Raw genomic sequence first — 16,127 nt, 5'->3', positions numbered from 1 at the left:
GCGCCTCCTCAAGGAGCAAGGGGCCCGCACTCCGCACCTACTCCTGGCAGCCGTGACGTCGGACGAACACGAGCGCCCCACCGCGTACCAGGAGGACCTGGCGGCGCACATCCGCACATACGGCCTGGACGCGACCTTGATCACGCGCTTCACCCCCGCGATCCGCGCCTGGCTGCACAATCCGGCCCTGCGCGCGGTCGTCGTTCCCTCGCGGGAGGAGCCCTTCGGACGCATCCCCCTGGAGGCGTTCGCAGCTGGCGCGGGTCCGGTGGTGGCAACAAGTGCCGGCGGGCTGGCTCAGACCGTCGTCGAGGGCGAGACCGGCTTCAGCGCCGAACCACGGGACGCAGGATCCCTGGCGTCCGCGATCCATCGCGCCCTGGCCGTCCTGCCCCGAGAACGCGAGCGGCTCAGGAGCGCCGGGGCGGCCCTTGTGCGCTCGCGTCACGACTACGAGGCCAGCATCAGCTCCGTCATCAAACGCATCGCCCCTTGGGCTCTGGTGCCGTCGCCCACTGCGCCGCCCACTGCGGAGGACCGAGCGCGATGAACCGGCCCGTGGTGTTGATCAGCCTGGAGTCCCCGCACTCCTTCTGGCGGTTGTCCGCCGAGCATGAGCATGCGCTGTCCGCCTCCTTCCCTGCCGTGGAGTTCCGTACGGCGACCGAGGAGGCCGTGTCGCACCAGCTGGCCGAGGCCCACGTCTACTTCGGCTGGAGGTTCGAGCCGTCGTGGCTGTTTGGCGCGCCTCATCTGAGGTGGATCGCCTCCCCGGCGGCCGGCACCGACCATCTGCCCGTCGCCGAAGCCCGCTCCGCCGGGGTGGCTCTGACCCGCTCCTACGGATTCCACGGCAGGCCCATGGCCGAGCACGCCATGGGGATGGTCCTGGGTTTCTCCCGCGGACTGTTCATGAGCCAGCTCGCTCAGCGGAACCGGACCTGGTGGAAGGACGACCTGGCCGAGGAGTTTTTTGACTTGGCGGGGGCGACGATGACCATCGTCGGCTGCGGCAGCATCGGAGAACACCTCGCACGTGCTGCCCGCTCCTTCGGTATGCACGTGATCGGCGTACGGCGGACGCCGCCGGTGGCCGCCGAGAGCGGGATCACATGGATGCAGACGTCGGCGGTGCACCAGGCGGTCGCCGTTGCCGACGTTGTGGTTGATCTGCTGCCCGCCACCCGGGCCACGGCCCGCTTCTTCGACCACGGCCTCTTCACGGCCTTCAAGCCGAAGTCCGTCTTCCTCAACCTCGGCCGCGCGGCGACCGTCGACCAGTCTGCCCTCTTGGCCGCCCTCAACGCCGGCCACCTTCGAGGCGCCGCTCTGGACGTCTCCGATCCGAGACCCCTGCCCGCCCGCCATCCGCTGCGGCTCCACCCCCGGGTCGTGCTCACGCCGAAGAGTTCCACGCTCAGCCGCACGTACATGGACGAGGCGGTCGCGTTCTTCGCCGACAACCTGCGCCGCTATCTCACCGACCAGCCGCTCAACGGCCTGGCCGAAGTGCCCACTACCCGCTCCCCCCTCGTAGGAGGCTGACCGATGCCCACCGCAACCCAGCGCGACCTGGCCGCCGCCTTCGCCGCGACCGGCCGCAACCACCCCTACCTGGCCTTCACCCTGAACTCGCTCTGCAACCTGGACTGCGTGTTCTGCAAGCCGCGCTGCATGCCGGACTACGGGCACAAGGACCGTCCCCTGACCGCCTCCGACTACGCCGCCATCGCCGCCGAGGCCGGTGCCTGGGAAATCAGGAAGGCGCACTGCTCCGGCGGGGAGCCGACCCTACGGGCGGACATCCTCGACGTGATCGCGGGCCTGGCTGACGGCCTCGGGTCCGACGCCGCGATCGGCATGACGAGCCACGGCAACCTGCGCCGCGGACTGAGCGTCGAGAAGCTCCACCGTGCCGGCCTGACGTACCTCAACCTCAGCCTCCACAGCCTCGACCCGGCCCGGTCCGCCGAGATCATGGGCGGCGGCGACCCACGCATCACCCGGCGCACCCTTGACACCGCGCTCTCCCTCGGCCTGCGCGTGAAGATCAACTGCGTTCTCCAGCGCACCTACCTGGATGACGCCTTCGCTGTGGCGGAGCTCGCACGCGACCTGCCCATCGCGGTCCGGCTGATCGAACTTCAGAACATCGGCCCCGCGCAGGCACTCTTCGACACCGAGTTCATCAATGAGGCGGAGGTCCGTGACCGCCTCCACGAGTGGTTCGCGGACGCCGGTGAGGTCCGCAGAGAGGAGCTCGGGGTCCGCAGCCCCGGGCAGTACCTCCGCCCCGACGGCTGGGCGGGCTCGATCGGCTTCATCTCCAACTCCAGCTGCGCCACCTGCTCCGACGCCAACCGCATCAAGATCACCCCCACCGGCGTGGCCCGCCCCTGCATCCTCCACAACCGCGACATCCCCCTGAAGTCCCACCTCGTCGAAGGCACCCTCGGTGACGCTTTCGCCCACCTTTTCCGGGCCATGCTCGACCGCAACACCAACGACGCCTGGCAAGGCTTCCACTACGTCGACTACGACCTGCGCTGGGACCGGATGGAGCGCCCTGAAGGCACCCCGGTCCTGCCCCTGCTCCCCCTCCTGACCACCGACTCGGCCCAGCCCGCCTGCGCCCGCGCCTCCACCGGGGAGCGGTGATGGCCGTGGTCGAAGCGCCACCCCTCTATCTGGGGCTGGGAGCGCTGTACGAGCGCGAACTGGACGCCCACGGCGTCGGCGCGGTGATGCTCACCCACAAGTGGCAGACGGCCGACCTCTTGGCTCCCCACTCCGACATCGACGTACGGATCCTTGTACCCCGGGCTCCGGCGGACTGGGAGGAGTGGAACCACCGTTTGGCAGCCGCGCACACCGCCGCGGTCGGCCGGGAGATCTCCCACCGGCGTCTCCTGGAGCACCCGCCCGGCTTCGCGTTCACCGTGGCCGAGGCGGACGGACGGCTCGTCTCCGCGCCCGAGCTCGCGACCTGGTCGCTGATCAGCGGGAGCGCCCGGGACTTCCAGCGCTGGAAGTCCCGGGCGCAGATGGCGCCCTGGTGCGAAGTCGACGAGCGGTTCTATCGGGGAATTCTCCAGGGGCGGCTGGGAGGGCGATACGAGCTGGCGGCGGACAGCACCGACAACGTGGTGGAGGACATCGCCGCGTACCGGCGCCACTGTGTGGCCTGGCACTACCTCGCCCCGTGCTGGTTCGCAGCCGCCGCGCTCGCGACACGGACCCGCTGTCCCGGCAAGACGGCCGCCCTCACACAGTGGCGTCCGGACGGGCTGGACGGGTACGCCGAGCTGTTCCTCGGACACGCCGAAGACCGACCCGACGCCCGTCCCCGCAGCCCGCGTCATCTCCTTCGCACGGCCCATATCGCCCTGGAGGCGGCCATGCGCCGCGTCCCCGACGCCGACCGCCCTGTCGGCCAGGGCGAGGAGCACGCCGGGACCGGCTGGGTGATGACCGCCGGAATGCTTCGCGTACGTGTCGCCCGTTGGCTGTACTACCTCGACCCGCCGGCTGGCGTGGCGACCGACTACCTGATCCGGCGCGAGGCGAAGGAACTCCGAGCCGCCGCGCAGACTCTGGACGCGATCGCGGCGGACGAGGCCACCTCCGCCCAGCGGCTGGCCGCCCGGATGGCGGCTCTGATCCCCACCGGCCCGGCCACCGTCGGCACCCTGCGCGCAACCCTTTCGCTCTGGCACCGGCAGAAGTCCACCGTGCAGGACTTCCTCAGCCTCACCCCCGATGACGTCCATCCCTGACACAAGGAGTCCCGCCATGCCCGCGCGTGCGCCCCTGCCCCGCGCCCTGAAGACGGCCAAGATCAAGATCACGACGAAGTGCAACCGGTCCTGCGACTTCTGCATCTTCGCCGACGGCGCCCAGGGCGAGAACATGTCCCCGGAGCTGTTCTCCACCATCCTGGCCCGGCTGGAGACCATCCCCTTCCAGCAGCTGCACATCAACGGCGGCGAGCCCACCGTGCACCGGGACTTCCCCACCCTCAGCGATGCGGCCCGCACCCGCCTGCCGGACAAGGTCATGGTCCTGGGCACGAACGCCATCACTCTGGCCCGCAACAAGCGGATCATGGAGGCCACCCTCAGCTCGTACGACCAGATCCTCATCGGCTGCGACGACGAGCACGAGAACTACGACGAGGTGCACGCCGTCGTACCCCGCCTCCGCGAGGCTGGCAAGACCGTGGTCATCAACAGCGTTCTGGAAGGCATCAGTTCCACCCGCCTGATGCAGCTCGCGAGGCTGTGCGACACGTACGGCGCCATCCACGTCACCAACCACGTGCACCACGTGGACGTCGGCCAGCCGGCCAACGAGCTGCGCGGCATCTGCGATCGCTACCTCGACCAGCATCTGATGATCGAGATGGACGGTTCCTGCTACCGCTGCTTCAACGCCATGGCGAAGGACGACAGCGAATTCAGCATCTGGGACAAGGACTTCGCGTCCAAGGTGTTCGCGCCCCGCGGCTACCACTTCCGGTTCTGCCTGCGCTGCCACGAGTACACCGACTCCGGCGCCGCTCTCATCCCCGTCCCTGCCCTCACCGTCTGACCCAGACCGGAGGTACACGACCATGCCTTCAGTCCTCGGACTGAACTTCCACCACGACACCAGCGCCGCCTTAGTCGTCGACGGCCGCCTCTACGCGGCCGAGGAGGAACGCTGGAGTGGCGTCAAACACAACCACCCCGCCCGAAAGGGCACGCTCACCGCCCCGACCCGCGCGCTCCAGTGGTGCCTGGAGGCCGCTGGCCTCGAACCGCAGGACATCGACGCCGTCTGGGCCGCCTCCATGCGCCCCAACCCCGCTGCCGGTTGGTGGCTGGCCGAGGAGCGCGACGAACTCGCCGCCCTCCTGCCCGCCCCGCTCGGCGAACACCTCCGCCTCCTCTCCCACCACACGGCCCACGTGCTCTCCGGCTACCTGCTCTCCGGCCACGACCATGCGGCGGGCCTCGTCATCGACGCCGGCGGCTCCTCCCTCGGCTCCGACTTCGGCCCGGGCCGGGAGCGCATCACCGGGTACAACCTGCGGCCCGATGACATCGACCGCCTCCACCAGGGCATGCCGACCGTTGTCCCCAGCCCTGCCGGACCTCGGCGCGTCCATTCCTCGCTCGGGCACTTCTACCGGAACCTCGCCCGCCGGGTGATCCAACCGGGTGACGAGCCCGAGGGCAGCATGATGGCGCTCGCGGCCTACGGCGATCCCCAGCGCTACGGAGCCCAGATCCGCGAGCTGATCCGGCTCGGCGACGACGGCGAGGTCCGCATCGACCACCCCTGGGGCGCGGCGGACAGCAGCACACCGCTGCTGCTCGGTAGCCGGGCCTGGACCGCCGACAACGTCACGGAGCAGCCCGAAGACGAGCGGGCCGACCTGGCCGCCGCCGTCCAGGAGGTCTTCGCCGAATCGGTGGTCCACATCTCCCGCCACCTGCAACGGCTCACGAGGGCCTCGACGTTGGTGTTCTCGGGTGGGTGCGCGCTGAACTCCCACCTCAACGGCCAGTTGGCTGCCGACAGCGGCTTTGACACCCTCTTCGTGGCACCTGCCCCGCACGACGCGGGCACCGCCGTGGGCGCCGCGCTTTACGGCTGGCACTACCAGCTCGGGCAGGGGCTCCTCCCTGTGCCGACCGACGCGGCCTGGGGCCCACGCCCGGGCGCCCTGCCGCCGACGGCGGTGCCGACCGGATACCGCGCGTTGCCCGACCTCGGGCAGACACTGGCCCCCGCGGTTGCCGCGCTGCTGGCGGAACACCACATCGTCGGCTGGGTGCAGGGGCAACTCGAATTCGGGCCACGAGCCCTCGGCCACCGCTCGATCCTCGCCCACCCCGGCCACGCCGCCACGCGAGACCGCCTCAACGCGATCAAGAAGCGAGCCTCGTACCGCCCCTTCGCTCCGGCCGTCCTCGCCGAGCACGCCACGGAGTGGTTCATGTCGGCCGGCGACCCCTTCATGAATCGTGTTGCCCGCGTCCGTCGATGCCGAGCAGACCGCATCGCCGCGGTCACCCATCACGACGGCACCGCCCGCGTGCAGTCCGTCGCCCCCAATCACCAGGGCCTGCACGAACTCCTGGAGCAGTTCCACGACCGCACCGGACTGCCGCTGCTGCTGAACACCTCGTTCAACCGAAAGGGCACCCCGATCCTGCGGACCGCCGAGCAGGCCGTGGCGGCGACGGCGGACCTCGGCCTCGACGCCCTCGCGGTCGGCGACACCCTGCTACTCGCCGACCACGTGTCCGACCCCCGTGCCACGGCCCTCCGTACGAGGTGAGGCGGATGAACCGCATCGACGTGGACCACGTCTTGACCGCCCTCGGCGCCGCCGCGTGGAGCACGGACGAACAGTCCCGAGCCCGCGTGGCTGGCGTCCTCGCCCTCACCGTCTACGACGGCCACACCCGCGACCAGGGCACCCCGTACCTTGAACACCCGCTGGCCGTCGTCACGCTCTTGCGCACCGAGATCAAGATCAGCCACCCCGAGACTCTCATCCTTGCCCTCCTCCACGACGCCCTGGAGGTGGCTCCCGAATCGGAGGCACTACTCGTTCAGGACCTCGGTGCCCGGTTCACCGCTCGCCTGCGTGCCATGACGGCCGACCACCGCCTCGAACAGCGTCCCAAGGCCGTCGGCGACGAAACCAGCTGGCGCTTCAAGCAGGCCGCGCTGCCTCCCGAGGACCTCCTCGTCCGGCTCGCCGACCGACTCCACAACCTGCGCGATCTCGCCGCCTCGCCCAACATCGACAGGCGCCGGCGGTTCCTCCAGAGCCTGGAGGACTTCTACCTCCCGCTCGCCGACGCCGCCCGCGGCCTCAGCCCCCACCTGGCGGCCATGCACGCACTGCTCCACACCGAATACGTCCAACGCCGACAGGAGGTACGTCCGTGAAGCGAGTCGTCTACTCGATGGAGCCAGTCGGCCGGACCGGCGGCCGGGTCTACCTGCGGATGCTCCACGAGGCGACGGCCGACGACGTGGAGTGGCGCACGGTCCCGGACCACAAGCGCACCTACCGCGTCCGCCGCTGGCGCAAGCTCCGCCACCTCGCCCGCCTGGCCCCGACGGTCCGGGCACTCGACGGTGCCCGCGGCACCTTCGTGTGGGACGACCTGAGCCTGTTGCTCTTCACCCCGGAGATGCGGGCCCGCACGGTGTTCCTCCTCCACCACTATGAGCCGCTGCAGCACGACTCCGCCCCCGTCGAAGCCATGCTCTGGGAGCACCTGTTCCGGGTGCTGCCGCAGTGTGCCGCCGTGGTGTGCGTCGCCCCGTACTGGGCGGACTTCCTCCGGGCCCGAGGCGTCCGCAACGTGCGGGTGATCTACAACGCCTTCGACATGACGGAGGTAGAGCGGGCCCGCGGCTTCGACCGAGCCGAGTGCCGCACTGAGTTCGGCCTGGCCCCGGACGTGACCGGCGTGTACGCGGGCAAGGCCGTGCACTGGAAGGGAGCCGAGGAGGTCTCGGCAGCTCTGGTCGAAGCTCAGGGGATACGGGTGATCACCAGCGGCAGTAACACCATCGGCTTCGACGGCGCCCACTTCGACGTGGAGCGCGAGCGGTACCTGCGGCTGCTGCGCGCCTGCGACGTCGGCGTCTTCCTCCCCCGGATGCGGGAGGGCTGGAGCCGCTGCGCGGCCGAAGCCCTACTGCTCGGCCTTCCCTGCCTGATCGGCCCTGTGGCCGGCCTGGGCGACCTCGCCGCGCTGACCGGCCAGCCGGCCCCGGACCTCGGAGACCTGTCGGTGCAGGTCCGGGAACGCGCGGCAGCGCGCCGGACCGAGGCCAAGGCCGCGTACGAAGCCCTGGCCCGGTTCGATCTGAACTACTTCGGCAACGCCTGGGGCGACCTTCTCGCGAAGGTCGCCTGACCGGCGGCTACGCCTGCGCGGCGGCCAGCTTCTTGGCCGCCGCGTCCAGCCGGGCCAGCACGCGGTCCCGGCCGAGGAGCTCCATGGACTCGAACAGCGGGAGTCCGATCGTCCGGCCAGTGACCGCGACCCGGATGGGCGCCTGGGCCTTGCCCAGCTTGAGGCCGTGCTTCTCACCGACGGCGAGCAGGACGGCCTTCAGGTCGTCCGCCTTCCAGTCCGCGACGGTGGCCAGCTCGGCACGGGCGTCGGACAGGAGGTCGCCGGCGCCCGCCTTCATCGCCTTGGTCCACGACGCCTCGTCCTCGACCGGCTCGTTGAGGAACAGGAAGTCCACGTAGCTCGTGATCTCCGACAGCAAGGCGAGTCGGGTCTGGGCAAGCGGGGCCGCCACCTCGAAGAGGTCCTTGTCGAACGCCTCCGGGGCCCAGGGCGCGTACGGGGCGACGAGCCACGGCGTGCAGGCGTTGGCGAACTGCTCCGGGGACAGCGCGCGGATGTAGTCGCCGTTGAACGCCGTCAGCTTCTTCACGTCGAAGAAGGCCGGCGCGGTGTTGACATCCTCAATCCGGAAGAGCTGCTCCAGCTCCTCGTACGGCATGATCTCCCGGTCGCCGCCCGGGCCCCAGCCCAGAAGCATGAGGTAGTTCACCATCGCCTCGGGCAGGAAACCCTCGGCGAGGTAGTCCTCCAGCGCGACCTTGTCGCGGCGCTTCGACAGCTTCTGCCGCTTCTCGTTCACGATCACCGGCAGGTGCGCCCACACCGGCGGCTCGGCGCCGAGCGCCTCCCACAACAGCTGCTGCTTCGGCGTGTTCGACAGGTGCTCCTCACCCCGGATGACCTGCGTGATTCCCTCGTCCAAGTCGTCGACCACGTTGGCGATCAAGAAGACCGGAGACCCGTCGCCGCGCGCGATCACGAAGTCCTCGATCGCGCTGTTCGGGAACGCCGGCTCACCGCGGACCAGGTCGACCACGACGGTCTCGCCCTCGTCCGGCGTCCGGAACCGCAGCGCCCGGCCCTCCTCGAAGGCCAGCCCCCGGTCCCGGCAGAACCCGTCGTACCCGAGGTGCTCCGACCCCGTGCGCTCCTTCAACTGCTCCCGGGTGCAGTCGCAGTAGTACGCCCGCCCGGCCGCGAAGAGCTGCAGGCCCGCTTCCCTGTGCCGGTCGGCGTTGTGCGACTGGAAGTACGGCCCCTCGAAGGCCGCGTCCTCGCCATGGATGCCGATCGCCGCGAGCGCGTTGATGATCCCGTCGATCCACTCCGGCTTGTTCCGGGCCACGTCGGTGTCCTCGATCCGAAGGACGAACATACCGCCGGACTGTCGTGCCACGGCCCAGTTGTAGAGAGCGGACCGCGCGCCACCGACATGGAACATGCCGGTCGGAGACGGGGCGAAACGAACGCGAACCGGGGCAGTAGACATGCGCCCCAGGGTAGCGAGGTTTAGCGACGCGTCGTCCACGCTTTAGAGTGGAGGAGCATGTGTGTGGAGGAACGCGGTGACCGAGGTCGCCAGTGGCCTTCCCTGGGACGAGCCTCATGTGTCAGTGGGACACGCTAGCCTGCTGGCGTGATTACAGGTGAGCTGAAGAGCAAGATCGATCGACTGTGGGACGCCTTCTGGTCAGGGGGGATCTCCAACCCATTGGAGGTCATCGAGCAGATCACCTACCTGATGTTCATCCGGCGCCTCGACATCCTGGAGCAGGCCAAGGAGAACAGGGCCAATCGCACAGGGCGGCCGGTCGAGAACCCGATCTACGCGGACGATACCCAGGTCTTGCGCTGGTCGGTGTTCATCAACGAGTCCCCAGAGAACATGCTCACCCGGGTTCGTGACGGCGTCTTTCCCTGGCTGCGCACGTTGGGTGGTGAGGAATCCACCTACGCGCACCACATGAAGGACGCACGCTTCACCATCACGACCTCAAACCTGCTCACCAAGGCTGTCGACATGATCAACGGCATCGACATGGGGGACAAGGACGCTAAGGGCGACCTGTACGAGTACATGCTCAGCAAGATTGCCACGGCGGGGCAGAACGGCCAGTTCCGCACGCCCCGACACATCATCCAGCTGATGGTGGAGATGATGGCCCCACAGCCGGGCGACGAGATCTGCGACCCGGCGTGTGGCACGGCTGGCTTCCTGGTGGCCTCTGCGGAGTACGTGGAGCGTACCCACCGTGAGGCATTGTTCGAGCCGGCCCAGCGGCAGCATTTCAACGAAAGTATGTTTCACGGCTTCGACTTCGACAGCACCATGCTCCGTATCGGCAGCATGAACATGCTGCTGCACTCGGTTGAGAACCCCGACATCCGCTACCGCGACTCGCTCGCCCAGAGCGCAGCGGGCGAGGCCGATCGGTACTCCCTGATTCTTGCCAACCCGCCCTTCAAGGGCAGTCTCGACTACGACGCAACGGCGGCGGATCTGCAGGCGGTTGTCAAGACCAAGAAGACTGAGCTGCTCTTCATTGCCCTGTTCCTTCGGCTGCTTAAGCCCGGTGGGCGGGCGGCAGTCATCGTTCCAGACGGTGTGTTGTTTGGCTCCAACAAGGCGCATAGAGAGCTGCGGCAGCTGCTCATCGAAGGCCACAAGCTGGACGCCGTGGTCAAGCTGCCAGGCGGTGTCTTCAAACCGTACGCCGGGGTTTCCACGGCGATTTTGTTCTTTACCAAGACCAATAGCGGTGGTACGGACAGCGTTTGGTTCTACGAGGTCACCGCGGACGGCTGGAGCCTTGACGATAAGCGCACGCCGCTCCTTGCGGAGGACAAGCTCGGACCGCTTGTCGGCGCCGACACACTGACTGAGGAGGAGCATGCCAAGAATAATTTGCCTGATGTAGTGGCCCGCTGGCGACGTCGCAATGGCAGCGAGCAGGCACAAGCACGAACGGAGCGGAGCTTCTGCGTTCCCAAGGCTGAAATCGCCGCCCAAGGTTATGACCTCAGCTTCAACCGGTACAAGGAGATCGTTCACCAGGTGGTCGAACATCGCCCGCCGAACGAAATCATGGATGAGCTGGCGCAGATCGAAACAGAGATCCAGCAGGGGATGAGCGAGCTGAAGGGGATGCTGGCGTGACCGCGTACCCGCAAGTCCCAGTGGGCGACTTCTGCGAGATCGTATCGGGAGCGACTCCAAAAACAGGTGTGGCTGACTTCTGGGACGGCGAGATCCGTTGGGCAACGCCGAAGGACCTGAGCGACCTCCCAGGGAAATATATTGACGATACGCCCCGCAGGATCACTGAAACTGGTTTGCAGAGCTGTGCTGCAACGACCCTCCCCGCCGGGTCAGTGTTGTTTAGCTCGCGCGCGCCTATCGGCCATGTGGCGATCAATACGGTGCCGATGGCCACGAATCAGGGTTTTAAGAGTCTCATCCCTGATGGTGAGCGAGCTGATGCCCACTACCTGTACTACTGGCTCAAGGCCCATCGTTCCCACTTGGAATCACTCGGCAACGGCGCGACGTTCAAGGAGGTCTCAAAGACTGTCGTCGCCAAGGTCGCTGTCCCGCTGCCACCTCTCTCCGTCCAACGCCACATCGCGCAGGTGCTGGATCACGTGGACGCGTTGCGTGCCAGCCGCCGCCAGGCCCTCACTCGCCTTGAGGGGCTTACACAATCAACCTTCAGAGAAACATTCAAGGAGCTTCTGGATGGCGGCGGAAGGTATCCAGTGATGAGCCTTGCTGAATGGGTCGATGATCAGCGTCCCATTACGTACGGCATCCTGAAGCCGGGAGGGCATGAGCCTGACGGTGTCCCGTACGTGAGGGTCGTCGACATGAAAATGGGAGGGATCGAGGCAAGCGCCATACGGAGGACTACTGCAGAGATCTCTCGCGAGTACAAGCGTTCCATTCTTCGAGCAGGCGACATCATGATCTCGATCAGAGGGCATGTGGGGCGACTTGCGATTGTCCCAAAGGGATTGGATGGAGCCAATATCACCCAGGATTCCGCCAGGATCGCCGTTCCCTCTGAATCGGCCAGGTATGTGATGGAGTTCCTGCGAAGTCGCTCTTCGCAAAACTGGATGGCGCGACGCACGAAAGGTGCGGCTGTTAAAGGAATCAATCTTAGCGACCTCAAGATGCTGGAAATCCCTGTGCCGGATATGGCGCTACAGCAAAAGTTCTCTGTGCAAGCGGATAAGATTGATCAGCTGGTTGCGCTGCAAAGGCTCCATCTGTCCAAGCTTGACGCGCTGTTCGCTTCTATCGAGAGTCGGGCATTCTGTGGTGAGCCGTGGTCCGAAGTTCCCGCGCCTGCTGCCTAATTCTCGTTGTGCCCTGAACCGGCAATAAGTCTCCTGCACTTGCGAAAGGTCACAAGCGTGAGCAATTTTGGGTTTTTGCAGGCCGAGTGGCCGGAGCTGCACCGTGAGGCGGTGCATGCCGAGCGGTTGGCGTACGCGGATCCGCGGGCGTCCGCTTTCTACGCGCGGCGGGTGCTGGAGCTTGCGGTGACGTGGTTGTTCGAGGCGGATGACACTCTTAAACTGCCGTACCACGATGACCTGGCGGCGGTGATCGCTGAGCCGACGCTGGTGAAGGTGGCTGGCCCTGCAATTCGGGCGAAGATGGATGTGATCCGGCGGCAGGGCAACATCGCCGTGCACCGTAAGAATCCCGTCCCTCCGAAGGATGCGGTACGCACGGTCGCGGAGCTGTTCCATGTCCTGTACTGGATGGTTCGCACCTACACCCGCGATCAGGCTCAGCTGCCTGATTCCACGCTTGCGTTCGACACGGCGCTGATACCTCGTCCCGTCCCGGCTGAAGTACGGATTGCCAAGCAGGCCGAGCTGAAGGCGCAGGCCGAGAAGTACGCCGAGCAGGATGCCGCGCTCGCCGCCGAGCGGAAGAAGAATCAGGACCTCGACGCCGAGATCGCCCAGCTGCGCGCGCAGGTCAAGGCGGCCAAGGCCGCGAACGAAGCGCAGCCCGACACGCACGACTACAACGAGGCTGAGACTCGCAGCCTGATTATCGACCTCCTCCTCAAGGAGGCCGGCTGGGCGCTGGACCAGCCGAGAGACCGTGAATACCCCGTCACCGGGCTGCCCACCTCGGCTGCGCCCTCCGGTAAGGGCAAGGTTGACTACGTCCTGTGGGACGACGACGGTAAGCCCCTGGCTATCGTCGAGGCCAAGCGGACCACTCGCGACCCGAGCCAGGGCAAGTACCAGGCGACGCTCTACGCCGATGCTCTGGCAGCGCAGTTCAACCAGCGCCCGGTGATCTTCTACACCAACGGCTACCGCACCTACCTGTTCGACGACCTCAACTACCCGCCCCGTGAGGTCCAGGGCTTCTACACCAAGGACGAGTTGCGCCTTCTGGTCCAGCGCCGGGCCAGTCGCCGCAACCTCGCCAAGCTGCCGATCAACGAGCAGATCGCTGGCCGTCACTACCAGTCCCGCGCGATACGGCGAATCGCCGACTCCTTCGAAGAGGACTCTCTGCGCCACGCCCTGCTCGTCATGGCGACCGGCTCCGGCAAGACCCGCACTGTGATTGCGCTCAGTGACCTGATGATGCGCGCCAACTGGGCCAAGCGCATCCTCTTCCTCGCTGACCGCAAGGCCCTGGTCAAGCAGGCTACGAACGCCTTCAAGCAGCACCTGCCTGGTGCCCCGGTGGTCAACCTGCTGGAGGAGAAGGACCCCAACGCGCGGGTGTTCGTCTCGACCTACCCGACCATGATGAACCTGATCGACCAGACCGACGCCGAGGGTCGCCGCACCTTCGGCCCAGGCTTCTTCGACCTGATCGTCATCGACGAGGCACATCGCTCGATCTACCAGCGATATGGCGCAATCTTCGACTATTTCGACTCGCTCCTCGTCGGCCTGACCGCGACGCCCAAGGACGAGGTCGACCGGAACACTTATCGGCGCTTCGAGCTCGAAGACGGTGTGCCCACCGATGTCTACAGCCTGGACGAGGCGGTGGTTGAGGCTTACCTGGTGGCGCCGCGCGCCGTCGATGTCCCCCTGAAGTTCCAGCGCGGCGGCATCAAGTACGACGACTTGTCCGACGAGGACAAGGAGAAGTGGGACGAGACCGAGTGGCCTGAGGACGGTGACGCCCCTGACGAGATCACCACTGAGGAACTGAACAAGTACCTCTTCAACGCCGACACCGTCGACAAGGTCCTGCAGACCCTCATGATGCACGGCCTGAAGGTCGACGGCGGCGACAAGCTCGGGAAGACCATCATCTTCGCCGCCAACAACAACCACGCGGAATTTATTGCCGAGCGGTTCGACAAGAACTACCCGCACCTCAAGGGTGCCTTCGCGCAGGTCATCACCTACCGCAAGGAGTACGCCCAGAGCCTGATCGAGAAGTTCTCCGATACGGCGGAGCTTCCGCAAATCGCAATCTCCGTGGACATGCTGGATACAGGCATCGACGTCCCTGAGGTTGTCAACCTCGTCTTCTTCAAGCTGGTGCGCTCCAAGACCAAGTTCTGGCAGATGATCGGCCGTGGCACCCGCCTCGCACCCGACCTGTTCGGTCCGAACCGCAGTAAGGACGGCTTCCTGGTCTTCGACCTGTGCCAGAACATCGAGTTCTTCAATCAGAACCTGATGCGAGCCGAGGGCAAGGTGGGGCCTTCGCTGAGCCAGCGGATCTTCGAGCGGCGTGCTGACCTGCTCCTTGCCCTGGACGACAGCTCTGCCCGTGATCACCGAGCGGCCGCAGTGATCGCTACTCGGCCTGAGGCTGACGGCACATCCACGGAAGCCGGCCTGCGATGGGACCTCGCCACCCGGCTGCATGACGAGGTTACGTCGATGAACCCGGAGAACTTCCTGGTCCGCCCGCATCGCGAACAGGTGGAAGCCTTCGCCGACTTCGACGCCTGGCTTGCGTTCACGCCCGATTCGCACGGCCAGGTCATCGATCATCTGGCCGGACTCCCGACTGCCTTCCGCGACAAGGACGACGCCGGCGAAGAGGCCAAGCGCTTCGATCTGCTTGCCCTCCGTCTCCAGCTCGCCGTTGCGAACGGGGATCCAGGTTTCACCCGGCTCCGCGACCAGGTCCAGGAGATCGCGTCCACCCTGCTCGATCAGCTGACCATTCCTGCGATCAAGGCTCAGCAGTCTCTGCTCGACGAGGTCGCTGGCGATGAGTGGTGGCAGGACGTGACGCTGCCCCTGCTGGAGACCATGCGTCGGCGGCTGAGGGGCCTCGTTCGACTGATCGAGAAGACCAAGCGTGGCATTGTCTACACCGACTTTGAGGACGAGCTTGGCGAACTGACCGCTGCCACGCTCAGCGGCATGGAGATCGGCACCGACCTCACGCGCTTCGAACAGAAGATTCGCATCTACCTCAATACGCACCAGGACCAGCTCGCTGTCCAGAAGATCCGCCGCAACAAACAGATCACAGCCCTGGACCTGTCGGAGCTGGAGCAGATCTTCGTCGAGGCTGGCCTCGGCACCCCGACAGACATCGACTACATCAAGGACACCAAGGGCGGCCTCGGTCTGTTCTTGCGGTCGCTGACGGGGCTGGAGCGGGATGCGGCTGCCCTTGCTTTTGACACCTTCCAACAGGGGCAGACACTCACGGCCAACCAGCTCCGCTTCATTAACGAGTTGATCGACTACCTGGCCCGGAACGGCACGATAGACGTCGATGCGTTGTATGAGTCGCCGTTCACCGCCCTCGCCCCGACTGGCCCCGAGGCGATCTTCCCTGATGCAGAGGTGGACGCCATGGTGTCCGTGATTCATTCGATCCGCTCGACCGCCGTCGCCGACGAGGGCGTGGCGTAGTTCCACGGCATGGAGGAGAGACAATGCGCGAGCAAGAAGCCACAGAAGATTGTCCTGGGACGGGGCAGCGGGGGCACATGGACGAAAGTGCACCAGGCGACGAGTGGTACGTGATCTGCCCGGTCTGCAGGATGAAGTGGGCAGGAGGTAGCACCCTCATCGAGCCGCACAAGGACTGGCGGAAGCGCTGAGGCTCGGGCTGAGCTGCGTGAGCGGTGCGTGAGCGGTGCGTGAGCGGACGGGTAAGCACCCGGTGGACTCGGGTGTCACGACCGAGGGGTCCGGAAGTGTCTGACCAGGCAAAACCGGACTGAGCGCGATTGTGGATCACCACCCGTCACGATCATGCAGGCCCTCGTAATGCGTAGGTCTCGG

12 protein-coding genes are annotated in these 16,127 nt (G+C 66.5%); 11 read left to right on the top strand and 1 reads right to left on the bottom strand.

The window, feature by feature from the left end; all coding sequences use genetic code 11:
• The 8 genes from BFF77_RS05210 to BFF77_RS05175 all read left to right on the top strand — a co-directional run.
• A partial coding sequence (locus BFF77_RS05210) for a glycosyltransferase (protein ID WP_141698363.1) occupies positions 1-550 on the top strand: 550 nt, incomplete at its 5' end.
• The gene (locus tag BFF77_RS05205; RefSeq protein WP_066944262.1) at positions 547-1,545 is read left to right on the top strand and encodes a D-2-hydroxyacid dehydrogenase; all 999 of its coding nucleotides are present in this window, start codon (positions 547-549) and stop codon (positions 1,543-1,545) included. The genes BFF77_RS05210 and BFF77_RS05205, both read left to right, overlap by 4 nt.
• Positions 1,546-1,548: 3 nt before the next feature.
• Positions 1,549-2,658: a radical SAM protein gene (locus tag BFF77_RS05200; protein WP_066944261.1), complete on the top strand. Its 1,110-nt coding sequence runs from the start codon at positions 1,549-1,551 to the stop codon at positions 2,656-2,658.
• On the top strand, positions 2,658-3,776 hold the full coding sequence (locus tag BFF77_RS05195; protein WP_066944259.1) for a hypothetical protein: 1,119 nt from the start codon (positions 2,658-2,660) through the stop codon (positions 3,774-3,776). Before BFF77_RS05200 ends, BFF77_RS05195 begins: the two co-directional genes overlap by 1 nt.
• Positions 3,777-3,792: 16 nt before the next feature.
• Entirely contained in the window at positions 3,793-4,590 is a 798-nt protein-coding gene (locus BFF77_RS05190; RefSeq protein WP_066944257.1) for a radical SAM protein, read from the top strand.
• 22 nt (positions 4,591-4,612) lie between these two features.
• Complete coding sequence (locus BFF77_RS05185) at positions 4,613-6,328, top strand: carbamoyltransferase C-terminal domain-containing protein (protein WP_066944255.1); 1,716 nt, start codon at positions 4,613-4,615, stop codon at positions 6,326-6,328.
• Positions 6,329-6,333: 5 nt separating this feature from the next.
• On the top strand, positions 6,334-6,948 hold the full coding sequence (locus BFF77_RS05180; RefSeq protein ID WP_066944254.1) for an HD domain-containing protein: 615 nt from the start codon (positions 6,334-6,336) through the stop codon (positions 6,946-6,948).
• Positions 6,945-7,931 carry a glycosyltransferase gene (locus BFF77_RS05175; protein WP_066944252.1) on the top strand — a complete coding sequence of 329 codons (987 nt, stop codon included), beginning with the start codon at positions 6,945-6,947 and terminating at the stop codon, positions 7,929-7,931. The genes BFF77_RS05180 and BFF77_RS05175 overlap by 4 nt, the downstream gene beginning before the upstream one ends.
• 7 nt (positions 7,932-7,938) lie before the next feature.
• Here BFF77_RS05175 and gltX read toward each other — a convergent pair whose 3' ends face one another.
• Entirely contained in the window at positions 7,939-9,315 is a 1,377-nt protein-coding gene (gene gltX / locus BFF77_RS05170) for a glutamate--tRNA ligase (RefSeq protein WP_245703263.1), read from the bottom strand.
• A gap of 195 nt (positions 9,316-9,510) precedes the next feature.
• Here gltX and BFF77_RS05165 point away from each other — a divergent pair, with 195 nt between their 5' ends.
• The 3 genes from BFF77_RS05165 to BFF77_RS05155 are packed head-to-tail and all read left to right on the top strand — an operon-like array spanning position 9,511 to position 15,752.
• Positions 9,511-11,031 (top strand): type I restriction-modification system subunit M, encoded by a 1,521-nt coding sequence (locus tag BFF77_RS05165; protein WP_066944250.1) that lies wholly within the window; start codon positions 9,511-9,513, stop codon positions 11,029-11,031.
• Positions 11,028-12,233: a restriction endonuclease subunit S gene (locus tag BFF77_RS32840; protein ID WP_079124848.1), complete on the top strand. Its 1,206-nt coding sequence runs from the start codon at positions 11,028-11,030 to the stop codon at positions 12,231-12,233. The genes BFF77_RS05165 and BFF77_RS32840 overlap by 4 nt, the downstream gene beginning before the upstream one ends.
• 57 nt (positions 12,234-12,290) lie before the next feature.
• On the top strand, positions 12,291-15,752 hold the full coding sequence (locus BFF77_RS05155; protein ID WP_066944246.1) for a DEAD/DEAH box helicase family protein: 3,462 nt from the start codon (positions 12,291-12,293) through the stop codon (positions 15,750-15,752).
• Positions 15,753-16,127: the final 375 nt, after the last annotated feature.

Source organism: Streptomyces lushanensis, from assembly GCF_001700515.1.
GTDB lineage: Bacteria > Actinomycetota > Actinomycetes > Streptomycetales > Streptomycetaceae > Streptomyces > Streptomyces lushanensis.
The sequence above is the reverse complement of the archived record's forward strand: the minus strand, read 5'-3'. Positions and strand labels throughout refer to the sequence as shown.